The sequence below is a fragment of the Baaleninema sp. genome, from assembly GCF_049974805.1.
In the GTDB taxonomy this organism is placed as follows: Bacteria; Cyanobacteriota; Cyanobacteriia; order Cyanobacteriales; family Geitlerinemataceae; genus Baaleninema.
The window spans coordinates 1-22061 of record NZ_JBNGCO010000021.1 but is presented as its reverse complement, the minus strand read 5'-3'; the positions used below and the strand labels follow the sequence as shown (position 1 = coordinate 22061).

Sequence of the window (22061 nt, the reverse complement as noted above, 5' to 3'; positions counted from 1 at the left end):
TCCTTGGCGACGCAGTCCTTCACGAGAGAACATGGTGCGACCGATAGCGATCGATCTCTTTGCTGGAGCGGGTGGAATGAGCCTCGGTTTCGAGCAGGCGGGATTTGACGTGCGAGCCGCCGTCGAACTCGACCCGATTCACTGCGCCGTTCACGAGTATAACTTTCCTCAAACCCCCGTTCTCTGCAAAAGCGTCGCCGAGGTGACGGGCGACGAGATTCGCCAAATCGCCCAAACCCAGAATGTCGATGTGGTGTTCGGCGGTCCGCCCTGTCAGGGGTTTTCTCTGATGGGAAAACGGCTTCTCGACGACCCCCGCAATACTTTAGTGTTTCACTTCCTGCGCCTGGTGTCGGAGTTACAGCCGAAATACTTCGTGATGGAAAACGTCAAAGGTATGGCGGTGGGGAAACACAAAGGCGGAATCGATGCCATTATCGAAAAATTCGACGCCTGCGGCTATACTGTCGTGACGCCGTACTGCGTTCTCAATGCGGCTCATTACGGGGTTCCTCAATATCGCGAACGGCTGTTTCTCTTAGGACACCGTGGCGACGTTCCGCCTCCGGTTTACCCGCAACCCCAAACGCGCCCCGCCAATCGGACGCCGACGCCGAAACACTTGCGCTCTCTACCGCCGTCTCCTACGGTGGCCGAGGCGTTGCAAGACTTACCCGAAATCGAACAGTATGAGGAACTGTTAAGGGGGGATTCCGTAGAGGCGGAGTTCGGCGAACCGAGCGAGTATGGGGCGATTTTACGAGGGTTGGCGATCGAACCGGAGGATTATAGCGATCGCCGCCAGTACGATCGCCGCCGTTTGACGGGAAGTTGGCGCACGCGACACAACGCCACCTCGGTCGATCGCTTTAACAACACCAAACCCGGCCAAGTCGAACCCGTCAGCCGCTTTCTGAGACTCGACCCTAACGGCATTTGTAACACTTTACGGGCGGGAACCCCCAGCAGTCGCGGCGCCTTCACCTCCCCTCGTCCCATTCACCCCACTTTTCCCCGCTGCATTACCGTCCGCGAGGCGGCGCGATTGCACAGTTATCCCGACTGGTTTCGCTTCCACGCCACGAAATGGCACGGATTCCGACAAATTGGGAATTCCGTTCCCCCTCGCTTGGCGCGGGCGGTGGCGAAAGAGATTATGGAAGTGTTAGAGGCGACGCCCCACAAGAGCGATCGCGTTCTTCGTTTAACGGATTCTCCCCTGTTAACTCAACCCATGACCGACGCCGCGCGACATTACGGCGTTTCCCATCACGTCATCGCCCCCCGATTGTTGAAGGGAAGAAGAAAGAAGGAAGCCTGAAAAAACCCCGTAGCGGTTGGCATGGCTACGGGGCTACGGGGAAAATGCAATCGAGGGTTTTCGCCGTTAGGATTCGATCGATACGACAACGGCGTCGCTTTCGTTATCGACCCAATCCACCGTCCGCAGGGCGTAACGTCCCGGCGGCACCGTAACGCGGGTTTTCTCTCGAGAAATCACCTGTTTCAACTCCCATCGATCGCCGAGTTGTTCGTACAACGCCACCGATTTCACGTCGTCAGAATACTCCGATTGCCAGCGAATCGTATTGGCACTGGTTTCTACGCCACGGGGCGCGTCCGGGGCAACTGCATCCAACCAGGGCATCGGCGGTACCAACGCCGGACGTGGATACAAACGGCTTCGGAAAACCTGGTTGACGCCGAAACGGTTTTCCATAAACACCTTCATACTGAAGAAGATATTCCCCAAAGACCCGCGCACCGCCGAACGCCGCGAAATATCCACCTGTCGCAAATATTCCCCAACGTTCCAATCCAGGTTGTCCAGTTTGCTGAGGTAGTTTCCGGCGTAGATGTGCCGTCCGTGGGGATTGTGCGACAACCACCAATCTAGCAACACCGGGTAACTTTGAGCCTGTTGGTCGATGCGCCAGTACAGTTGAGGTGCCATGTAGTCCACCCAACCCTGCTCTAACCAGAGTTTCGGATCGGCGTAGATGGTATCGTACTGATCCATTCCGGTAATGCCTGCAGGCTGTCCCGGTCGATAAATGCCGAAAGGACTGATTCCGAATTTGACTTGCGGTTTAATGGCTTTAATCCCTTCGTACAACCGACGGACTAAGGTATTGACGTTTTGACGCCGCCAGTCGTTACGGCTGAGTCGCCCGCCGTTTTTGCGATACTGGCCGTAAGTTTCTGCGTCGGGAAATTCAACCCCCGGTTCGGGATAGGGATAAAAGTAATCGTCGAGGTGGATTCCGTCTACGTCGTAGCGACGCGCCACGTCGGTAATGACTTGGTAAGTGCGGTCTTGTACGTCTGGTGCGCCGGGATCCATCCAGACCAGGTTTCCGTAACGATAGGCGTATTGGGGAAACTGTCGCGCCATGTGGTTGGGGGCGAAGTCGTAATCGCTTCCCAGTTTGGCGCGGTAGGGGTTGAACCAGGCGTGCAGTTCGATGTTACGGGCGTGGGCTTGGTCGATGGCGAACTGTAAGGGGTCGTAAAAGGGCGAGGGGGGTTGGCCTTGGCGTCCGGTGAGCCAGTAACTCCAGGGTTCGATGCTGGAGTTATAGAGGGCGTCTCCGGCGGGTCGTACTTGTAGGATGAGGACGTTGAGGTTCAGTTCCTGCATTCGATCGAGCAGGCGAATCAGTTCGGTTTGCTGTTGGGAGGTGGACAAACCGGGACGGGAAGGCCAGTCGATGTTGACCACGGACGCCGCCCAAACGCCGCGAAATTCGTGACCGTTGAAGGTGGTGGGGGAGGTGGCGAGGTCGCCGGGTTGGGAGGGACGGGCGTAGGCGTATACTTGTGTCAGCAGTAAGGTGGCGACGGTCAGCCCTACCCAGAGCAGCCGTTTCGGACGCAGGCGCTTGAAGGGGGAAAGGGCGCGATCGAACAGCCGAACGCATCGCGATGCGATCGAGGAGCGAGTTGGGTTCATAAGCTGGTGTGTGAATTGGTGTGTGAGGGGTCTGTAGACTTGGGAAAATTCGATTCCATCGAACTTGTCAGCTCGCGCAGTTATTGTAGACTGCCTTGAGCAGTCTTCTTATCACAGAAAGGACGGTTCTGCAATTGACAATTGAGAAATGAGATGAGAAATGAGAAACGGGGAACGGGGAACGGGGTTCTCAAACATCCAGTAATCCATATCGCTGCTGGAGTTTTAATAACTTCAAGCGGGCGTCGGCGGCGTTTTCGGCGAGATCGGCGAATTCGACGAACCGTTGGAGTTCTTTTTTTAAGAGATTGCGTTCGACTTCCCAGGTTTGGCGATCGAGTTGTGGCGGAAGGACAATGGTATCGAACAAGGTCGCCCGCTCTTTCCCGGGATGGGGGCGTAAAATGCGACCCCGACGCTGGACGAACTGGCGGGGGTTGCGACTGCTGGCGAGAATTATGGCGGTGCGAATCGCGGGAACGTCTACGCCTTCGTCGAGACAGCGAATCGCCACTAATCCCTGTAACACTCCCGACTCGAACTGACGGCGCAGTCGCTCTCGTTGGGAGATGGAGGTTTCGGCGATGTAGGTGTTGACGCGGTAGCCTAACTCGCTTCCCAACAGCCGCACCACCGCCTCGAGTTGCGACTCGTCGGTGTCGGCGTTCGTGCCGTCGCTGCAATAAAATAAGGTATGGCTGGTGTTGAGTCGCGTTCGCATCACGCTTCGTAAGGCGGCGATTTTGTTGGACGCCGTACCGACTAAACGAGCGCGACGCACTAGTAAGGCGGTCAAATCTTCCGGTTCGCGATCGATCGATTGCAACGCCCAACCGATGCGGTGCGTGAGTAAGGCGTAAAGACGACTTTCTGTTTCGGTAAGGTTGACAAAAACGGGAAAGTATGTATAGCGCACCAGCGCCCCGGCGCGAATGGCGTCGCCGAGGGTGAGTTCGGGTTTGAGGACACTTCCGAAATAGTCGAGTAAGGCGTCGGTTCCCCCTTCGTCGAAATAGCGTTCTGGGGTGGCGGAGAGTCCCAACCGTAGCTTGACGTGGCGGGGAAGGGAGGCTTCGAGGCGGGGTGCGCCGAGGTTGTGGGCTTCGTCGCCGACGATGAGGGTTTTGGCGGGAAGATAGCGTAATTGGGACTGAAAGGACTCGCTGATGAGGGTGGCGTTGGTGGTGATGAGGGTGAGAAACCGTTGGCTGTTCGATCGCACTCGATAGAGTTGGCGAGTTAACTCTCCTTGCCACTGATGGACGCTTTCAAAGGCTAAAATCGGCGTTAGATGAAAGCGTTGACATTCTCGCGCCCATTGCGTCACTAAATGGCGGTAGGGACAAACCACCACCAACACCTGCAATTCCAGTGTTTCGTAAAGCCGAGTGGCTACAGCCAAGGCGGTGATGGTTTTCCCGCTTCCGGTAGCCATTTTCAAGGTTCCCCGTCCGTTGCTGGCGAACCAACTGCGGACGGCGCGTTCTTGATAGGGGCGTAACTGAACGTCGTCGGGAAACTGGGGACAGCCCCAAGGAGTCCCCACGGACGAGAGGCGAGTGGGGAACGAAGCTTGAGAGAACGGGGTAGAACAGTCCGACACGGCTGGTTAAAACCCGGTTTTTTGAGGCGTTGCGGTCGATTTTAACCGATCGATCGACCCGCTGTCATGTCTCAATGTCCCCGGAATACACTGTTGGTTGGGTCGATTCAGCTTTCTTTGGGAGCATCGGTGAATTTATACCCGACCCCCACCACGGTTTTAATAAACTGAGGGTGGGTGGGATCGGCTTCGACTTTCTTTCGCAATCGCGCTACGTGGGTATCCACCACCCGTTCGTCGCCAAAGAAATCTTCGCCCCAGAGGCGATCGATCGACTGCGCCCGACTCCAAACCCGCCCCGGATAGCTCATCAACATCGCCAATAAATTAAACTCCAACGCCGTCAAATCCAACGCTTCCTCGCCGTTTCCGTCTAGGTGGCGGTGGGCGGTTCTCGTATCCAAATTGAGGGTAAAATGTGCGGTTTGATAAATTCGCTCCGGGTCTTGTCCCCCCTGGCGCAAACTGCGACGCAACAGGGCCCGTACTCGCGCCACCAACTCCCGAGGGCTGAAGGGTTTGACGAGATAATCGTCCGCCCCGGTCGATAAGCCGATGACGCGATCGATCTCCTCTCCTTTGGCGGTCAACATCAAAATATAGGGATCTTTGACCCCCGTTTGCTGTCGGATGCGGGCGCAAACTTCCAAACCGTCCAACCCCGGTAACATTAAATCTAAAACGATTAAATCCGGTTGTTGTTGGCGAAACGCATCGATCGCCGCCCAACCGTCCCCCGCTAGATGACAGGAAAACCCTTCCGGTTCTAGGGTTTGTTGCAGCAGTCGCGCGATTTCCCAATCGTCTTCAACAATGAGAATTTTCATGGACACCCTTCAACGTTGTTGTTTCGATCGAACTGAAGGAAGTTCGCCGCGATCGCGCAGTTGGCGCAGTTCTTCGCGAACGCTCATCAAGATTTTACCTAAATGGTTTTCTCCGGTTCGATCGACACCGCATCCCCAAAAATAATCCACCGGGGAATCTTCCACTAACACCTCGTCCCCCGTCTCCAGTAAAACCTGTTGAATCTCCGGGTGAGTCAAAAACTTCTGGCGCACCGCCTTCCGCATCACCGTGGTTTTCACCGCATCCCAATCCCCACGACATCGACGAGATCGATCGCGCCCCAACTGCGCCGCCTTTTCCGGCGTCTCCGCCTGGCGAATCGTCTCCATCAGCCACTCGTCCTCGGTTCCGAGGTACTTATGAGCTTGATAGTAATGCTCTACCGTCGGCCAAAATTCGCCCTCCAATTCGATACTGTGGGGCGAAAAATTTGAAAAACAACCGTATGGACGATCGACTTTATAAAAATAAATGGTCATGTCGTCTCGATCGAGCCATCCGCGATCGACTACCCAAATCCGTCAGCTTTCAGTTTACACGACCGGTCTTGAGGAATCCCCCCGCCAGAACGCAGCTAACACTGTCCCGACAGGGGGATTATCAAACAGTTCTCCCAAACAGTTCTCCCAAAAGGATATCCTCGTCTATCTCGGCCAAATCTCGCAAATGGGGCAATTCCGAGAACGTTACGCCAAAACCGTTTGTTTTTCCCAACGTCCGACGGCGTTTCCAATCACCGCCAGTTCCTCCATCAACTGACGGAACTGTTCCGGCGTCAAGGACTGAGGACCGTCCGAGAGAGCTTTTTGCGGGTTCGGATGCACTTCGATCATCAACGCATCAGTTCCCGCAGCGACAGCAGCTTTAGCCATCGCAGGAACGAAAGGCGCCCATCCGGTACCGTGGCTGGGGTCGATGGTAATCGGAAGGTGAGTCAGGCTCCGCAACACCGGTAACACGGACAAATCGAGGGTGTTGCGGGTGTAACGGCGATCGAAGGTGCGAATTCCCCGTTCGCAGAGAATCACGTTGGGATTCCCCGCCGCCAAAACATATTCCGCCGCCATCAACCATTCTTCAATGGTGGCAGACATTCCCCGTTTCAGGAGAACCGGTTTTTCTTGCGCCCCCACTTTCTTCAACAGGGCGAAGTTTTGCATATTGCGGGCGCCTACCTGCAGCACGTCCGCCACTTCGGCGATTTTCTCGATATCTTCGGCGTCCATCACCTCCGTAATCACCCCCAAACCGGAGGCTTCGCGGGCTTTCGCCAGCAGTTCCAGGGCGCTTTCCCCGTGACCTTGGAAGGCGTAGGGAGAAGTGCGGGGTTTGTACGCCCCACCGCGCAGGAACTTCGCCCCGGCTTCTTTCACGCGCAGGGCGGTTTCGACGATGGCCTCTTCGCTTTCTACGGAACAGGGGCCGGCGATGGTTACGACGGGATGGTTTTCGCCGAACATCACGTTCCCCTCGGGGGTCGTCACGCTGACTTCGCTGGGTTCTCCGTGGCGAAACTGGCGACTAGCCCGTTTGAAGGGTTCTTCGACTCGCAAGACCTGCTCGATCCAAGGGCTGATTTCTTGGAGTTGCAGGGGATCGAGAGCGGCGGTGTCGCCAACGAGACCGATGACGACTTTGTAGCGTCCGACAATGTTTTCGGGGGTGAGTCCCCGCTCTTCCATTTCTCGGTTGAGTCGATCGATCTCCGGCTGCGGCGTACCGGGTTTCATCACGATAATCATATTTACTGCTCTCCCACAATCGTTATCAGCCAGCGATGCCAGCTTGGGTTTTGCGTTCTTTTTCTAATTGTAGTGAATCCGACTGAATCGGGGCTTGAGACATTTCGCAGGCGATCGCCGTCTCGTCCCCAAACTCCACCATTCCTGGGCGATCGGCAAAAATACGCATCGGAAATCTAGGAAGTTTGGCTGGGTTTGAGGTGTCCCACCTCAGACAGGAGCTTCAGGCGATCGAAGCGATCGCTCTTTTTTTATCCCAAAAATTACGCAGAAACGATATTTTTTTTCGCGATCGGGATAAACAAATACGTAAACTTACTGCGAATTTTAACCTATTAATTTTATAAGCTTAAATAAAAATACAGTATTTAAATTGTATGTAAATGGCAAGCATTTAGATATAAAGATTATACAAAGTGCGTAAATCCTCGGTTGTAACACTTGTTTGTTGTTTGTACGATCAGGTAGAAGGTATCACTCAAACCGTTATTCAAGCGAGCCAAAGAACAAGCCCAAATGAAACCTAAAATTCCTAAATCTATCCAGTTCGGCGCCATTTCCAGCAGCCTAGCCGCCGCCACTTTGTTGACAGTTAATGTAACTCCTGCTCAAGCGTTCAGCTTCACCACCAACAAAACCGGTAGCGATCCCAAAGGTCTCATCGAACTGAACTCGATTCAACTCGACGACGGCACCGTTATCGATGACTTTTCCTTCATTAACGAAGCCCGCATCGTCAGCAACGACGAATATAGCGGTGGCAACACCGGGGCAGCCAGTGCGGACATCGGCGACAACCTCACCTCCAGTCCCGACACGGGAATGAAGAAAGAAAACCTCTCGGAAAACGAACTCCACGTCAACCTGAACAACCTCAACCTCAATAGTATTATCGACACGGAAGACAACGGTAACTTTGCCATGGATTTGTTCTTCGATAAAGCCGTCGATAACCTGTTGGTTTGGGAACGGGGGATGAACAGCAAACTCGGCGTTCAAGCCATCGATCGCGAGGGAAATCTTCTCGGTCGCTATCTGGAAGTGAACTCGAAAAACTGGGATTACGCCGGGTACAATATCGACACCCAAGAAATTGGCAGCGCTCAGCGAGTCGGCGCCCGAGGCATCAGCATGGCAGAATTGGGCGTTGAAGACAAATACATCACCGGTTTCCGCTTCATCAGCGAAAGCAGCTTCAACGGTCCCGACTGGAAAATCCTCGGCACTGACGTCACCCGTGGCGGCAAAGTCCCCCTCGAAACTGAAAGCGTCCCCGAACCCGGTACGATGGCGGGATTGCTGGCTGTGGGCGGATTGTTAGTGGCGTCTCGCCGTCGCCGACGCAGCTAGAACGATTGCTAATCGACAAGGGTTAACGAACTTTCCGACAATACCAAACGACAGACTTGAGGAGCTGTGATGAGAACTTCCGTTCGTCCAGCCCTGAAATATCGAATCAAGGGTGCAAACAAGACGACATCGGCGTTATTGCTGGTGTCGTTTAATTTTGGCGTTGTTTTGGAAACGGTTTATCGAACTGTCCGGTTTCCCGTTTGGACTGTCGGCGACGAAGCTGCAAACGGCTGAGATTCTGCGATATTGACATCCTCCCCGAACCGCTTCGCTGAGGTCGGGGATTCCCAAACCTCACGATTTAGGTTTCTGTTTCCTTCCCTTACGGGTTTTTCGCAACTGCCCTCTAGACTCGTGTCCTTTGGGTCTTACGTCCGCTCCACAGACTGACACGGCGTGTCCCGCCGCCAAAAGGTTCTTCGCAGCGTTGAGGTCTCGGTCGTGGTGCATCCCACATTCAGGACAAGTCCACTCTCTAACGCTCAACGGCAACGATTCGACGATATGTCCACAACATCCCCCCTTTAGTTCCCCCCTTAATAAGGGGGGTTAGGGGGGATTCGGAAACCACTTGTCTACCTTGACGAGAGTTCTGCCATACCACTGACATTTGTAGTCCAGTTGGTTAACGAACTCGCCCCAAGCACAATCCGAGATATGTCGGGCAAGCTTGGGGTTCTTCACCATGTTCTTGACCGACAAGTCCTCGACTACAATCGTTTGGTTCTCACGAACGAGTCGAGTACTCAGTTTATGCAGATAGTCTGTCCGAGCATCGGTAATCTTGGTGTAAATTTTCGCCACTTTCCGACGCGCTTTCTCCCGATTCTTCGAGCCTTTCATCTTACGAGAAAGAGCCTTTTGAGCGCGTCGCAAGCGTTTGTAGTGTTTGTTGAAATGTCGAGGATTGCTAATCTTCTCCCCGTCAGAAGTCACCGCCAGACTGTTGATACCGACATCGACACCGACAGATTTCTCGGTTTGGGGAAGCGGCTTCACGGTGTTGTCTTCCACCAACAGCGAAACCTGCCAACGTCCCGAGGGGTCGAAACGAACGGTTACAGTGGAAGGTTTGGCTCCTTTGGGAAGCTGACGGCTCCACCGAATGTTGAGGGGTTCGCTAGATTTAGCAATCCACAACTGTCCGTCTTTCCAACGAAAGGCAGAACGAGTCAACTCCGCACTGCCACCATTCCGTTTCTTTTTAAACTTGGGATATTTGGCACGTTTGGCGAAGAAATTGGCGAACGCTTTTTGAAGGTGTCGCAATCCCTGTTGGAGGGGAACGCAGCTCACGTCATTGAGAAACTGCAACTCCTCTTCCTGTTTCCATTGCGTCAACATCGATGAGGTTTGAGCGTATCCAATCCGTTCTTGTCGTTCGTACCAAGCCTCGGTTCGGGCAGCCAAAGCTTTGTTGTAAACTAGACGAACGCAACCAAGCGTCCGATGCAGGAGGTTTTCCTGTTCGGGGGTCGGGTAAAAACGGTATCGGAACGCTTTGAGTACCATGCCTCACATATTAACATTTTAACTGTCAACCCACCCGTGGAGGCGCGTCGTTCCTCCCCGATTCGGCTATCGCCTGAAATCGGGGTCTCCCGACGCGATTTTCGATGAACACCCAATTAGTACAGCAAGCGATCGAAAACAATGCGACTGTCCCAAATGCTCTTTGTCACTCTGCGCGAAGACCCCGCAGAGGCAGAAATTCCCAGTCACAAACTGCTACTGAGGGCGGGATATATCCGTCGGATTGCCAGTGGGGTGTACGCCTACCTCCCCTTGATGTGGCGCGTGTTGCAGAAGGTGTCCCAAATCCTGCGCGAGGAAATGAACGCCACGGGCGCCCAGGAATGTCTGTTACCGCAGTTGCAACCGTCGGAGTTGTGGCAAGAGTCGGGACGGTGGGAGACTTACACGAAGGCTGAGGGGATTATGTTCGCCCTCACGGACCGACAAGAGCGACAAATGGGGTTGGGACCGACTCACGAGGAAGTGATTACGGCGATCGCTCGCGATTGTATTCGATCGTACCGCCAACTTCCGCTCCATCTCTATCAAATTCAAACGAAATTCCGCGACGAAATTCGCCCCCGTTTCGGGTTGATGCGCGGTCGGGAATTTATTATGAAAGACGGCTACTCGTTCCATACCGACGAGGACAGCCTCAAGCAAACTTACGCAGATATGGATAGGGCGTATCGCAACATCGTGCGTCGTTGTGGGTTAGCCTTCCAAGCCGTCGAAGCGGATTCTGGGGCGATTGGCGGTTCCGGTTCTCAGGAATTTATGGTTCTCGCCGACGCGGGAGAAGACGAGGTTCTCTACACCGAAGATGGAAGTTACGCGGCGAACGTGGAAAAAGCTGTTTCGCTTCCTCCCGACGCGGAACCCTCGCCGTTTGAGAAGTACGAAAAACGGGAAACCCCCGATACCGCCACCATCGCCAGTTTGTGCGACTGCTTGAACTGTTCGCCGACGCAGGTGGTGAAGAACGTTCTCTATCAAGCGGTGTACGATAACGGAACTACGGTGTTGGTGTTGGTGAGTGTTCGCGGCGATCGCGATGTGAACGAGGTGAAGCTGCAAAACGAACTGACGCGACGGGCGGGGGATTACGACGCCAAAGCACTTCTGGCGTTGACGGTTCCCGATGCAGAGGCGCAGCAGAAATGGGCGGCGAACCCGTTACCTTTGGGATACATTGCGCCGGATTTAGGGGACGATTACATCGCTAAAGAGACAGAGGTTGCGCCGAAATTCTTGCGCTTGGCGGATAAGACGGTGGAGAACTTGCAAAACTTCGTCACGGGGGCGAACGAAACCGGATTCCACGTTGTCGGGGCGAATTGGGGCGACCAGTTTACATTACCGCCTGTGGTGGATTTGGATAAGTCGAGGGCGGGCGATCGCTCGTTGAAAAATCCGGAACAGGTTCTGCAAACCGCCCGAGGGATTGAAGTCGGTCATATTTTCCAGTTGGGAACGAAGTATTCTGAGGCGTTGGGGGCGACGTTCACTGATGAAAACGGGAAAGATAAGCCGTTGGTGATGGGGTGTTATGGGATTGGTGTCTCCCGGTTGGCACAGTCGGCGGTGGAACAGTCTTATGATAAGGATGGCATTATCTGGCCGGTGGTGATCGCACCCTATCACGCTATTGTTACGGTTCCGAATATCAACACCAAGGAACAGATGGAGGCGGCGGAAAAACTCTACGGGGAACTCAACGCGGCGGGAATCGAAACCCTACTCGACGATCGCAAGGAACGGGCTGGGGTGAAGTTTAAAGACGCCGATTTGATTGGGATTCCCTATCGTGTGGTGACGGGTCGATCGATTTCTCAGGGTAAAGTGGAAGTGGTCGATCGCGCCACCCACGAGTCTCGAGAGATGTCGATCGAAGATGTGGTTCCTACTTTAAAACAGTGGGTTGAGGACGCCTTAGCGCGATAAGTTTTTGGGGGGCGCGGTTGCTGTTACGGTTTCTGCGCTCCCCAAAATTGATATTTTTAGTGTTATAAATATCGATACAAAATTGATTTATAGAAATTTCTAAGTAACGTTCGATAAAACAACAAAAACAAAAAGGGAAATTGAAAATGTCTGAGGGAACTCTGCAAGTCTCACTCAAACAAATTGTGCTATCTCCCGGTCAACAACTGGTCATGACCGATGTAAATTGGCAGATGTACGAACGAATTTTAGAAGAGTTCGGAGAAAAACGCAGTGCGCGGATTAATTACAGTCAAGGACTTCTAGAAATTATGGTTCCGTTACCCGAACACGAGGTCAATAAAGTAATTATTGGCGATTTAATTAAAGCTTTGCTAGAAGAAATAGACCTTGAGTTTTGGAGTTTGGCGTCTACCACATTTAAAAACGAAGCGATGCAGCAGGGACTCGAACCCGATGACTGTTTTTACATCGAACACGAAGCGGAAATTCGCGGTAAAAAACGCATCGATCTTACTGTCGATCCCCCTCCCGATCTCGCCGTAGAAATCGATTTAACCTCTCGCACTCGGTTAGAGAATTACGAAAAACTCGGAGTCAAAGAACTCTGGCGGTTTGACGGTGAGGTGTTGGAAATTAGCGTGTTGCAAGAGGGGAAATACCAGCAAACACGCCAAAGTTACCACTTTCCAATGGTGGCGATCGCAGAAATTATTCCGCAGTATTTGGAACGCAGTAAAATCGAAGGTCGAAATCAGACCATAAAAGCCTTTCGCGCTTGGCTTAAAACACAGCTATAGCTGCAAACACAATAAGAGTGAGTGTGAGTTAAACTCGGCCAGTAAAATCGGATCTTCTGAGATTGTGGTGTAATTTGTGAATTTGAATCCCAAATCTGGGATGACCGGGTATAAAATCCGCTTATAATCTCAAATTTAGAAGTCCGAAAAATTTAATCTCAGTTCGTTTAATATCTCAAAAAGCGATCTCAATACTTCAAAGTTAATTTTATCGGCATATCATTTTCAATGACCGAACCAATCATCGAAAATATTCGCCTAAAAGAACTCATTTTGGTTGTCAATAAAAACAAACCATTTTTTGATGAGTTTGTTGAATTGCTGAAACAACAAGGTTATCAAAACGTTCTAGAGTTTGTTTCTGAGCCAGAAGAAGAAAAGCTCGACTCGGTATTAACGGCATACTTTCAGCATGATTTTAAAAACTATCTTTACGATGGAATCGCACGTCCGTACAGCCCTACTAAATCCAAATGGTTTTTCATAACCTGGCTATTGCGCGACGCACCTCAACAACGTTTGCAACCAATTCTTTCCTCCTTAACAGAAGGTAAGACAATAGAAAAACGTATTTTTGTAATTAAGCAACTTATCCAGTTTATTGCTCCTTTGATGACGGATAGACAACAATGGGAATGGTACGCGATCGCAGAAGTGATGCTCCAAAGACTAGAAGGCAGCCGTAGAGCTTTAAAAGGCGGATTGTTTGAAGCAATTGTTCGGACTCAGTTAACACAGTTATTCAAAAAACATCGACTTAAATTGTCTGTTACACCGCAACAAGTGACCCTCAATGAAGAAACCTATGATGTAGAAATTGTGGGCGAAACTGCTAGGATTTTGATGCCTGTGAAAACTCGAGAGACGATGGGGGGCGGACACGCTCTTCTGTTTACGCGAGATATTCATAAATCCATCTCCGTCGCTCAGAAAAATGGATATACTTGTATTCCAATAATTATCGCCGAATCCTGGGGTGGAAACCTCGAAAACCTTCCCTGCGATCGATACATTTATATTCAAGTCAATCCCAATCAAGTCGATCGCATTCATCCTTTACTCGCAAGACACTTGGAAGAAATTCTTGCTGTTTTTGCCCGCATTCAGTGAATATGACTGATACTTATTGCAGCGATAATAAATTTATTTGAATACAAGACAGCCTTTTTTGAGCAATTTCAATATAGTCAGGATTTAACTCAATTCCTACATAGTTACGTCCGAGTTGATTGGCGACTAAACCTGTGGTTCCTGCCCCAAAAAACGGATCGAGAATTGTTCCGCCAGTCGGACAACCTGCCAAAATGCAAGGTTCGATGAGTTTTTCGGGAAAAACAGCAAAATGTGCGTCCCTGAATTTAGAGAGTGGAACGTTCCAAACGGTTCTTTTATTTCTACCTTTTGGGTGAAATGCCCGATCCCATCGCCCATCGTGTAGATTGGGGTTTCCACCATTTTTACCTTGTTCGGGGGTACTGTTCCTTTTGCCAAAATGGTTTCTGCCTCCTTTCATTTTGCTGTTTTCTGAAAATGTAATATGTTCTTCGCGAATGGCATCTTGGTCGTAAAAATATCCTGAAGCTTGTTTGGTGAAAAAGAATAGATATTCATGGTCGATTGTCAGCCTATTTTTAACGGAATGTGGCATGGCATTAGGTTTGTACCAAATAATATCGTTTCTTAAAATCCAACCTCTATCTTGTAAGGATAAAGCAACACGCCACGGCATTCCGAGCAAGTTTCCATTAAGGTATTTGTCGCCCAAGTTAAGCCAAAGAGTTCCTGTGTCTTTCAAAACTCGACGGCATTCATCAAATAGGGTGACTAAATTCGCTACGTATGCTTGAGGGGTATCTTCATTTCCGATTTGTTCGTCAATTCCATAATCCCGCTGACCGTAGTAAGGCGGGCTAGTTACAATACAATCGATCGACTCAGAAGGAAGCGATCGCAATAATTGTCTAGAGTCGCCACACAATATAGTATTTAGTAAATTACGCTCGTTCATGGTGTTATTTTTTAGATTAGTCTTTTCTATTTTGTCAGAAAATACTAGAAAAAGCATAATTTTATTGTATTGCGTATCGCTTAGTTGGTCAAGCATTCAGAATAAAAAACATATTTTTTTTAATTGTTGAAAGTTTTTTACAAAAAAACATGGCTCAAGTCGATCGATCCGTCTCAATAGTGCATAATATTAGTAAAGGTTCGATCGCCCTCTCGGAGACTGGTTCCATGACGAACGCTTTCACCCTCAACTCGTCAGCCCTCCAACTAACAGACGAGCAATTTTTTCAACTCTGTCAGGATAACCGAGACGTACAATTCGAGCGCAACGCTAACGGAGATCTCGTCATTATGCCCCCTACTGGCGGAGAAACTGGATATCGAAACTTTGAACTTTATATCGATTTGGGAATCTGGAACCGTCAAAGGAATCTTGGGGTTGCGTTCGACTCTTCGACGGGGTTTATCCTTCCCAACGGTGCGAATCGCTCTCCGGATGTGGCTTGGATTACAAGCGATCGCTGGAACGCTTTAACACCCCAGCAAAAACAGCGGTTTCTTCCCCTTTGTCCCGATTTTGTCGTAGAGTTGCGATCGCCCAGCGACAATCTCGAAACGTTGCAGCGTAAAATGCAGGAATATCGAGACAACGGAACGCGACTCGGTTGGCTCATCGATCCCACCTCGAAAACTGTGGAAATTTATCGTCCAAATTGCTCTGTTGAAGTGGTACAAAACCCCGAACAACTCTCGGGAGAAGCGGTTTTGCCGGGGTTTGTTCTGAGGCTCGATCGTATTTGGAAATAACGACTATTGCAATAACGACTATTGCAATAACGACTCTACCGCACAATCAATCACGCGATCGGGTTCTATGGGAACCACTTCTGCGCCGTGCATTAACTCCTGGGCGATGACGAAGTGAAGTAACGCCCCGACGAACACTCGCGCCGCTGCTTCGGCGTCTTTACATTTTAACGAGGATTGTTCGGCGAGATACTGCGTCACTATCGTTAACCCCGGTTTGAACAGGTTTCGCACGAACGTTTGGGCGAGGTGGGGAAATCGCCCGGATTCTCCGATGATTAAGCGCACGAAGGCTTGATAGTCTTTATCTTGCTCCACGCTTATTAATAATGTCTTGGCAAACTGGCGCAAGACGGCTTTGGGTTCTCCTTCTAAAGACTTCGATCGATGGATTTGGGCGAATTTGCGTTCCGCCAGTTGCTTCACTAACGCCTCGAACAACCCTTCTTTATCGCCGAAGTGGTTGTATACCGTGGCTTTCGAGACGCCTGCGGTTGCTGCTACCCGATCCATGCTCGTGGCAGCATAGCCGCGTTGGAGAAATTCTTTCATCGCACCGTCGAGGATTTGCTCGGCTTTTGGGGCGAGTTCGAGGGTTGGGGCGTTTTTTTGAATCATGGTGCGTGTTTGGCGAGAAAACGGAATCGTAGACGATCCCACTTCTAATTATACTATACGGTTTAGTTTAGATGTGAAAGGTTTGTAAATTTCCCTAAAAATTGAACTAATCGGTTTAGTCTAGTGCTATACTCAAAAGTGAACTAAACCGTTCAGTTGCATTCGAGAGGTTCGACGGCAATGCGTGGCTTTGAACTCAGACAGGCTCCCAGCACCCTTCCGATATCGAAAACAGCGATCGCCCTCATTTCCCTGGCACTTTTGGGTTTGGGCGGAAGCATCGGTTACGCCCTAGTACGCCGCAGCGCCTCATCCTCCGAACCCGCTGCGGTGACTGAAGTGCAACCGCCTCGCATCGAAACTGTGACGGCGATGGGATGGATCGATCCCAAAGGAGAAACCATCGATCTCTCCGCCTCCCAATCCGCCGAAGGAAGCCGAGTCGATCGCCTCCTGGTAAGCGAAGGGGACTGGGTAGAAGTCGGACAAATCGTCGCGATACTCGACAGCCACGATCGCAAACAAGCCGCCCTCGATCGCGCCCTCGCCGATGTCGAAATCGCCAGAGCGGAACTGGCGCAAGTGGAAGCCGGGGCGAAAACCGGAGAAATCCGAGCGCAAGCGGCGAGATTCGATCGCAACCGAGCCGAACTCCACGGACAAATCGCCACCCAACGGGCGAAAATCGCCAGCTTACAAGCCACCCTCAACGGCGAACGGCGAGCGCAACGAGCCACCGTCGAACGGCTACAAGCAGAGTTGCGCGTGGCGAACAAAGACTGTCAGCGATACGAACAGTTGTATCGAGACGGCGCCGTTTCCGAACAAGATCGCGATCGAACCTGTCTCGACGCCGTAAGCATCCGCGAACAAGTCAGCGAAGCCCAAGCCAACCTCGATCGCATCGTCAGCAGCTACCAAGCCGAAATCGCTGAAGCCCAAGCCAACCTCGATCGAACCATCTCCACCGTCGAGAGCGAAATCACCGAAGCCGAAGCCACCCTCGACGCCGTAGCCGAAGTGCGCCCCCAAGACTTGCGCCTCGCCGAAGCCAAACTCATGTCCGCCCAAGCCGCCGTCACCCAAGCCGAAGCGGATTTAGAACTGTCAGTCGTGCGATCGCCCCAAGCTGGGCGAGTTTTGGAGATTTACACCCATTCCGGCGAAACCATCGCCCCCGAAGGAATCGTCAAAATCGGACAAACCGACGATATGACGGTGGTAGCAGAAGTGTACGAAAGCGACGTTCGCAAAGTACAACCCGGACAATCCGTCACCATCACCAGCGACGCTCTTCCCCAAGACTTAAAAGGAACCGTAGAGCGTGTGGGTTGGCAAGTTTTGCGTCAAAGCGAACTCGATCTCGATCCCGCCTCCAACGTAGACGCCCGAGTTGTAGAAGTTCGCATCGCCCTCGACGAAAATTCCAGTGCGATCGCCGCTCCCTTTACCAACCTGCACGTCATCGCCGAAATTGCGTTGGCTGAAGACAGTGAACAGTAAACAATCCGTAGGGTGCGTGACTTGAAAAATCGTCACGCACCGACAATGTATTTTCCCCATCTCCCCCTCATCCCCTCATCCCCATGCTAAAGCTCATCAAATCCCTAAAACGCCGAACGCCGCTGGGGTGGTTGCAACTGAGCCATGAAAAAACCCGTTTGTTAGTGGCGTTAGCCGGAATCGCCTTTTCCGACATCCTGATTTTCATGCAGTTGGGATTTCAAACTGCTCTCTACGCCAGTAATACCCGACTGCAAAGCCACCTCGACGCCGATATCGTGTTGTTGAGTCCCAACGCTCGCAACCTTGTCAACTTGTCCACGTTTCCTCGGAGTCGGTTGTATCAAGCGATGGACGTTCCCGGCGTCGCTACCGCCGATCCGATGTACGTGCAGTTTTCCGATTGGAAAAATCCCCAAACTCGCCAGAAAACTTCGATTTTGGTGATTGGTTTCAATCCCGATCGCCCGGCGTTCGAGTTACCGGAATTGCAAGAGTACGCTGACGAGATGAAACTTCCCAATACCGTGACGTTCGATCGCAACGCCAGGGGAGCCTACGACGAAGCGATCGCGGCGATCGATCGGGGCGAACCCGTCAAAACCGAGTTAGAAAACCGCACCCTCACCATCGCCGGATTGTACGAAATGGGGGCGTCTTTCGCCGCTGACGGAACCCTAATGACGAGCGATCGAAACTTTTTGCGACTGTTTCCCCGCCGTCGCCCGGGAGGAGTGAGTTTGGGAATTCTCCACGTCGAACCCGGACGAGATCCCGAAGCCGTCGCCCAAGCCCTCGACGCCTACCTTCCCGAAGACGTAAACGTTCTCACCAAAGAAGGCTTCATCGCCTTCGAGAAACACTACTGGGCGACAAATACCGCCGTCGGGTTTGTCTTCACCCTCGGGACTATCATGGGGTTCATCGTCGGAATCGTCATCGTGTACCAAGTGCTATCTACCGACGTGCGCGATCGACTTCCCGAATACGCCACCTTCAAAGCGATGGGATATCGAAACCGCTATCTCCTAGGAATCGTGTTTGAAGAAGCCGTCATCCTCGCCTTCATCGGTTTCTTTCCCGGCGTCGGCGTTTCCCTGGGCTTGTACGCCCTCACCCGCAACGCCACGAACCTACCTTTATATATGACGCTATTCCGAGCGATTCAAGTCCTCACCATCACCTTAATTATGTGCGGTATTTCCGGGGCGATCGCCACCCGCAAACTGCAAGCCGCCGATCCCGCTGATATTTTTGGATGAAGAGATGAGGGGATGAGGAGAGGATGGGATGAAGATTTTACCCTGTCACGCACCGCCCCCAAAAGCCGACGGTTAACCAGGTTATCAATTGTCAATTATCAATTATCGAAAATGGCCGCAATTACCATCGAACATCTCGACCATTACTTCGGACATGGGGCGTTACACAAACAAGTCCTGTTCGACATCAACTTAGAAATCGAAACCGGGGAAATCGTCATTATGACGGGTCCCTCGGGTTCCGGTAAAACCACGCTGCTGACGCTGATCGGGGCGTTGCGTTCCGTTCAATCGGGGAGTTTGCGCGTGTTGGGGCGAGAACTCTGCGGCGCGAAAGAAAAGCAACTCGTCGAAGCCAGACGCCACAACGGATACATCTTCCAAGCCCACAACCTCCACCGCAGCCTTACCGCCTTGCAAAACGTGCAAATGGGGTTAGAGTTACATTCGCAGATTTCTCGAAAAGAAATGGAAAAACGCGCCGCTCGTATATTGGAACGAGTGGGATTGAGCGATCGCGCCGACTATTACCCAGAAAACCTCTCTGGCGGACAAAAACAACGGGTAGCGATCGCGCGGGCGTTAGTCAGCCATCCGGCGATCGTTCTCGCTGACGAACCCACCGCAGCCCTCGACAGCCATTCCGGGCGAGAAGTGGTGAATTTGCTCCACGAACTGGCGAAAGAAGAAGGTTGTACCATCCTACTCGTCACCCACGACAACCGAATTTTGGATGTCGCCGATCGCATCGTCAGCATGGAAGACGGACGACTCGCCGCCCAAAACGGACGGGCTGTCGAAAAAAACCGCACCAATCCATTGAATACTGTTCTACAATCGACGTGAATTCCTCACCCTAGAGTCACGTCTGTATGACATTCGATCGCCCTCTCGGTTCCGTCATTCAAGGTTCCCTCAGCGAAGGATTAGAAGTTCGCCTTCATCCAGATGTCTCGGTTGAAGATATGCGCGTGGGTAAATTTCTCGTCGTACAAGGAACCCGCGCCCGTTTTTTCTGCTTGCTCACCGACGTATCTCTCGGAACCGCCAGCCAGCGCATTTCCGCCAATCCGCCCCAACCCGAAGACGACTTTTTACAATCGGTTCTCATGGGGGGTGGAACCTACGGAACCATCGAACTCAGCCCCATGCTGATGTTATCGCTGAAAGACGAAAACGCGGCTCGGGATGCGATTCAAAATTTGGAAAATAACGGTAATAACGGCGGGAAACTGGCATCGTTTCAAGCCAATACCAGCGTCGATTTAGATTTACTTCCCGTTAAAACTATTCCCAGCCACTTTTCCCAAGTTTACGAAGCCCAAGATCGCGATTTTCGATCGGTGTTTGGCTGGGAGGACGATCCCCAGCGAAACAACTTTGCGATCGGGAAACCGTTAGACATGGAAGTTCCGGTTTGTCTCGATCTCGATCGATTTGTCGAACGCAGTAACGGCGTCTTTGGTAAATCGGGAACTGGGAAATCCTTTTTAACCCGATTGTTGCTCTCCGGCGTCATTCGTAAAAACGCCGCCGTCAACCTGATTTTCGATATGCATTCGGAGTACGGTTGGGAAGCGCAATGCGAGGGTAAAAATATCAATACTGTTAAAGGATTGCGTCAACTGTTCCCCGGAAAAGTGGAAATGTACACGCTCGATCCAGAATCGACAACCGAGCGAGGAATTAAAGGCGCACAGGAACTTTTGTTGAGTTACGACCAAATCGAAGTTGAAGATATTTCGCTGGTTCAACGGGAGTTAAATTTATCGGAAGCCAGCATCGAAAACGCTATTATTTTACGGAACGAATTCGGTCGAACTTGGATTTCTCAACTCTTGGCGATGGATAACGAAGAAATTCAAGAATTTTGCGAAGTTCGCCGGGGAAATAAATCCTCAATTATGGCGTTACAACGGAAGTTATTGCGTCTGGACGAACTGAAATATATTCGCAATACCTGCCCTCAGAACTACGTCAAACAAATTATCGAATCGCTCGAAAACGGAAAGCACGTCGTTATCGAGTTTGGTTCCCAGTCGAATATGTTGTCTTATATGCTGGCAACCAACGTGATTACACGACGCATTCACCGCCATTATGTGAAGCGATCGGAAAAGTTTTTAAGGACGAAAAACGTTGTTGATAAGCCTCAACAATTGGTGATTACCATCGAAGAAGCTCACCGTTTTCTCGATACGGCGTCCGTTCGCAGTACCATTTTTGGTACCATCGCCCGCGAAATGCGAAAATATTTCGTTACTCTATTAGTAGTCGATCAACGTCCTTCTGGAATCGACAACGAAGTGATGTCGCAAGTGGGAACGCGGATTACGGCGTTGTTGAACGACGATAAAGATATTGAAGCCATTTTTACGGGGGTTTCTGGGGGACAAAATTTGCGATCGGTGTTGTCGAAATTGGATTCAAAACAACAAGCTTTAGTCTTAGGACACGCCGTCCCTATGCCCGTGGTGGTTCGGACTCGTCCTTACGATGAAGAGTTTTACCGGGAAATTGGCGATTTGGATGTCGAGTCCATGGAAACGGAAGAGGTTTTAGAAGCAGCAGAAACGGCAAAATCAGATTTGGGATTTTAAGTGATGGAAGAACTTTTAGAACTCAAAGAACTCCTGCATCGAGGTCGTGTGGATGAGGCGTTGATGCTCGTTGAAGAACTCGAAGAAATGAGTAAATCGGACAAACTGAATAAGATTTTTAGCTATGGTGTTATTTTGTTGTTGCATCTCATCAAGCAAGAGGCGGAACAACGCACAACGCGATCGTGGGAGGTTTCGATTAAAAATTGCGTGAAGCAGATTCAGCGAACTAACCAACGGCGGAAATCAAAAGGAACCTATTTAACGAAAGACGAATTACGAGAAACGTTGGAAGACGCTTACGAGTTGGCGTTGGAAAAAGCGGCGTTAGAGGCGTTTGAGGGGCGTTACGAAGCTGAAGAGATTGGGAAAATGGTAGAGTTTGATGAGATTATTCAAAAGGCGATCGATCTCATTGAGAAAACATCAAAATTGTGATATAATTAAGTCACGAAAACTAATTATAAATTGTCAATACTCAATTAACCAAAGGTGTCATCTTATC

The 22061-nt window shown here is 51.2% G+C and carries 20 protein-coding genes and 1 pseudogene; 12 read left to right on the top strand and 9 right to left on the bottom strand.

Translation table 11 applies throughout. The features are described 5' to 3' along the window. The first annotated feature begins 31 nt into the window (after positions 1 to 31). Positions 32 to 1321, top strand: coding sequence for a DNA cytosine methyltransferase (locus ACP5D4_RS06295; RefSeq protein WP_428010777.1), 1290 nt, complete (start codon positions 32 to 34; stop codon positions 1319 to 1321). A 66-nt stretch (positions 1322 to 1387) separates the two neighbouring features. On the opposite strand, the gene ACP5D4_RS06290 is transcribed toward ACP5D4_RS06295, so the two are convergent. The 6 genes from ACP5D4_RS06290 to ACP5D4_RS06265 all read right to left on the bottom strand — a co-directional run bounded on the left by ACP5D4_RS06290 (position 1388) and on the right by ACP5D4_RS06265 (position 7316). Further along, on the bottom strand, positions 1388 to 2953 hold the full coding sequence (locus ACP5D4_RS06290; protein ID WP_428010776.1) for a glycoside hydrolase family 10 protein: 1566 nt from the start codon (positions 2951 to 2953) through the stop codon (positions 1388 to 1390). 190 nt (positions 2954 to 3143) lie between these two features. Continuing rightward, positions 3144 to 4499, bottom strand: coding sequence for a DNA phosphorothioation system restriction enzyme (locus tag ACP5D4_RS06285; RefSeq protein WP_428010807.1), 1356 nt, complete (start codon positions 4497 to 4499; stop codon positions 3144 to 3146). Positions 4500 to 4663: 164 nt separating this feature from the next. Continuing rightward, positions 4664 to 5383 (bottom strand): response regulator, encoded by a 720-nt coding sequence (locus ACP5D4_RS06280; RefSeq protein ID WP_428010775.1) that lies wholly within the window; start codon positions 5381 to 5383, stop codon positions 4664 to 4666. A gap of 9 nt (positions 5384 to 5392) precedes the next feature. Next, positions 5393 to 5884, bottom strand: coding sequence for an NADAR family protein (locus tag ACP5D4_RS06275; protein WP_428010774.1), 492 nt, complete (start codon positions 5882 to 5884; stop codon positions 5393 to 5395). A 207-nt stretch (positions 5885 to 6091) separates the two neighbouring features. Then, complete coding sequence (gene aroF, locus ACP5D4_RS06270; protein ID WP_428010773.1) at positions 6092 to 7147, bottom strand: 3-deoxy-7-phosphoheptulonate synthase; 1056 nt, start codon at positions 7145 to 7147, stop codon at positions 6092 to 6094. Between the two features lie 25 nt (positions 7148 to 7172). Then, entirely contained in the window at positions 7173 to 7316 is a 144-nt protein-coding gene (locus ACP5D4_RS06265) for a hypothetical protein (protein ID WP_428010772.1), read from the bottom strand. Between the two features lie 347 nt (positions 7317 to 7663). On the opposite strand from ACP5D4_RS06265, the gene ACP5D4_RS06260 reads away from it, so the two are divergent. Both ACP5D4_RS06260 and ACP5D4_RS06255 read left to right on the top strand, forming a co-directional pair. Then, the gene (locus ACP5D4_RS06260; protein WP_428010771.1) at positions 7664 to 8497 is read left to right on the top strand and encodes an exosortase-dependent surface protein XDP2; all 834 of its coding nucleotides are present in this window, start codon (positions 7664 to 7666) and stop codon (positions 8495 to 8497) included. Positions 8498 to 8566: 69 nt separating this feature from the next. After that, complete coding sequence (locus tag ACP5D4_RS06255; protein ID WP_428010770.1) at positions 8567 to 8734, top strand: hypothetical protein; 168 nt, start codon at positions 8567 to 8569, stop codon at positions 8732 to 8734. A 60-nt stretch (positions 8735 to 8794) separates the two neighbouring features. Here the strand turns inward: ACP5D4_RS06255 and ACP5D4_RS06250 are convergent. Beyond that, a pseudogene (locus tag ACP5D4_RS06250) lies at positions 8795 to 10012 on the bottom strand (RNA-guided endonuclease InsQ/TnpB family protein). 141 nt (positions 10013 to 10153) lie between these two features. Between ACP5D4_RS06250 and ACP5D4_RS06245 the strand changes: the two are divergent. The 3 genes from ACP5D4_RS06245 to ACP5D4_RS06235 all read left to right on the top strand — a co-directional run bounded on the left by ACP5D4_RS06245 (position 10154) and on the right by ACP5D4_RS06235 (position 13869). Continuing rightward, positions 10154 to 11959 (top strand): proline--tRNA ligase, encoded by a 1806-nt coding sequence (locus ACP5D4_RS06245; RefSeq protein ID WP_428010769.1) that lies wholly within the window; start codon positions 10154 to 10156, stop codon positions 11957 to 11959. A 146-nt stretch (positions 11960 to 12105) separates the two neighbouring features. Beyond that, a complete protein-coding gene (locus tag ACP5D4_RS06240; RefSeq protein ID WP_428010768.1) occupies positions 12106 to 12759 on the top strand; it encodes a Uma2 family endonuclease in 654 nt (217 codons plus the stop codon). A 228-nt stretch (positions 12760 to 12987) separates the two neighbouring features. After that, entirely contained in the window at positions 12988 to 13869 is an 882-nt protein-coding gene (locus tag ACP5D4_RS06235) for a hypothetical protein (RefSeq protein WP_428010767.1), read from the top strand. Between the two features lie 13 nt (positions 13870 to 13882). On the opposite strand, the gene ACP5D4_RS06230 is transcribed toward ACP5D4_RS06235, so the two are convergent. Beyond that, positions 13883 to 14863 (bottom strand): DNA-methyltransferase, encoded by a 981-nt coding sequence (locus ACP5D4_RS06230; RefSeq protein ID WP_428010766.1) that lies wholly within the window; start codon positions 14861 to 14863, stop codon positions 13883 to 13885. Between the two features lie 131 nt (positions 14864 to 14994). Between ACP5D4_RS06230 and ACP5D4_RS06225 the strand changes: the two genes are divergently transcribed. Beyond that, on the top strand, positions 14995 to 15573 hold the full coding sequence (locus ACP5D4_RS06225; RefSeq protein WP_428010765.1) for a Uma2 family endonuclease: 579 nt from the start codon (positions 14995 to 14997) through the stop codon (positions 15571 to 15573). 18 nt (positions 15574 to 15591) lie between these two features. On the opposite strand, the gene ACP5D4_RS06220 is transcribed toward ACP5D4_RS06225, so the two are convergent. Continuing rightward, positions 15592 to 16191: a TetR/AcrR family transcriptional regulator gene (locus tag ACP5D4_RS06220; RefSeq protein ID WP_428010764.1), complete on the bottom strand. Its 600-nt coding sequence runs from the start codon at positions 16189 to 16191 to the stop codon at positions 15592 to 15594. A 180-nt stretch (positions 16192 to 16371) separates the two neighbouring features. Between ACP5D4_RS06220 and ACP5D4_RS06215 the strand changes: the two genes are divergently transcribed. The 5 genes from ACP5D4_RS06215 (at position 16372) to ACP5D4_RS06195 (ending at position 21994) form a co-directional block, all read left to right on the top strand. Further along, entirely contained in the window at positions 16372 to 17694 is a 1323-nt protein-coding gene (locus ACP5D4_RS06215) for an efflux RND transporter periplasmic adaptor subunit (protein ID WP_428010763.1), read from the top strand. Positions 17695 to 17777: 83 nt separating this feature from the next. Beyond that, positions 17778 to 18956 (top strand): ABC transporter permease DevC, encoded by a 1179-nt coding sequence (gene devC, locus ACP5D4_RS06210; RefSeq protein ID WP_428010762.1) that lies wholly within the window; start codon positions 17778 to 17780, stop codon positions 18954 to 18956. A 111-nt stretch (positions 18957 to 19067) separates the two neighbouring features. Next, the gene (locus tag ACP5D4_RS06205) at positions 19068 to 19802 is read left to right on the top strand and encodes a DevA family ABC transporter ATP-binding protein (protein ID WP_428010761.1); all 735 of its coding nucleotides are present in this window, start codon (positions 19068 to 19070) and stop codon (positions 19800 to 19802) included. A gap of 26 nt (positions 19803 to 19828) precedes the next feature. Then, positions 19829 to 21556 (top strand): helicase HerA domain-containing protein, encoded by a 1728-nt coding sequence (locus ACP5D4_RS06200; RefSeq protein ID WP_428010760.1) that lies wholly within the window; start codon positions 19829 to 19831, stop codon positions 21554 to 21556. Positions 21557 to 21559: 3 nt separating this feature from the next. Next, the gene (locus tag ACP5D4_RS06195) at positions 21560 to 21994 is read left to right on the top strand and encodes a DUF29 family protein (RefSeq protein WP_428010759.1); all 435 of its coding nucleotides are present in this window, start codon (positions 21560 to 21562) and stop codon (positions 21992 to 21994) included. The last annotated feature ends 67 nt before the right edge of the window (positions 21995 to 22061 follow it).

Bases quoted from the DNA above. Each gene is read 5' to 3' on its own strand.
- ACP5D4_RS06295 (WP_428010777.1), top strand. From the start codon at position 32: ATGGTGCGACCGATAGCGATCGATCTCTTTGCTGGAGCGGGTGGAATG.
- ACP5D4_RS06290 (WP_428010776.1), bottom strand. From the start codon at position 2,953: ATGAACCCAACTCGCTCCTCGATCGCATCGCGATGCGTTCGGCTGTTC.
- ACP5D4_RS06280 (WP_428010775.1), bottom strand. From the start codon at position 5,383: ATGAAAATTCTCATTGTTGAAGACGATTGGGAAATCGCGCGACTGCTG.
- ACP5D4_RS06275 (WP_428010774.1), bottom strand. From the start codon at position 5,884: ATGACCATTTATTTTTATAAAGTCGATCGTCCATACGGTTGTTTTTCA.
- aroF (WP_428010773.1), bottom strand. From the start codon at position 7,147: ATGATTATCGTGATGAAACCCGGTACGCCGCAGCCGGAGATCGATCGA.
- ACP5D4_RS06265 (WP_428010772.1), bottom strand. From the start codon at position 7,316: ATGCGTATTTTTGCCGATCGCCCAGGAATGGTGGAGTTTGGGGACGAG.
- ACP5D4_RS06260 (WP_428010771.1), top strand. From the start codon at position 7,664: ATGAAACCTAAAATTCCTAAATCTATCCAGTTCGGCGCCATTTCCAGC.
- ACP5D4_RS06255 (WP_428010770.1), top strand. From the start codon at position 8,567: ATGAGAACTTCCGTTCGTCCAGCCCTGAAATATCGAATCAAGGGTGCA.
- ACP5D4_RS06245 (WP_428010769.1), top strand. From the start codon at position 10,154: ATGCGACTGTCCCAAATGCTCTTTGTCACTCTGCGCGAAGACCCCGCA.
- ACP5D4_RS06240 (WP_428010768.1), top strand. From the start codon at position 12,106: ATGTCTGAGGGAACTCTGCAAGTCTCACTCAAACAAATTGTGCTATCT.
- ACP5D4_RS06235 (WP_428010767.1), top strand. From the start codon at position 12,988: ATGACCGAACCAATCATCGAAAATATTCGCCTAAAAGAACTCATTTTG.
- ACP5D4_RS06230 (WP_428010766.1), bottom strand. From the start codon at position 14,863: ATGCTTGACCAACTAAGCGATACGCAATACAATAAAATTATGCTTTTT.
- ACP5D4_RS06225 (WP_428010765.1), top strand. From the start codon at position 14,995: ATGACGAACGCTTTCACCCTCAACTCGTCAGCCCTCCAACTAACAGAC.
- ACP5D4_RS06220 (WP_428010764.1), bottom strand. From the start codon at position 16,191: ATGATTCAAAAAAACGCCCCAACCCTCGAACTCGCCCCAAAAGCCGAG.
- ACP5D4_RS06215 (WP_428010763.1), top strand. From the start codon at position 16,372: ATGCGTGGCTTTGAACTCAGACAGGCTCCCAGCACCCTTCCGATATCG.
- devC (WP_428010762.1), top strand. From the start codon at position 17,778: ATGCTAAAGCTCATCAAATCCCTAAAACGCCGAACGCCGCTGGGGTGG.
- ACP5D4_RS06205 (WP_428010761.1), top strand. From the start codon at position 19,068: ATGGCCGCAATTACCATCGAACATCTCGACCATTACTTCGGACATGGG.
- ACP5D4_RS06200 (WP_428010760.1), top strand. From the start codon at position 19,829: ATGACATTCGATCGCCCTCTCGGTTCCGTCATTCAAGGTTCCCTCAGC.
- ACP5D4_RS06195 (WP_428010759.1), top strand. From the start codon at position 21,560: ATGGAAGAACTTTTAGAACTCAAAGAACTCCTGCATCGAGGTCGTGTG.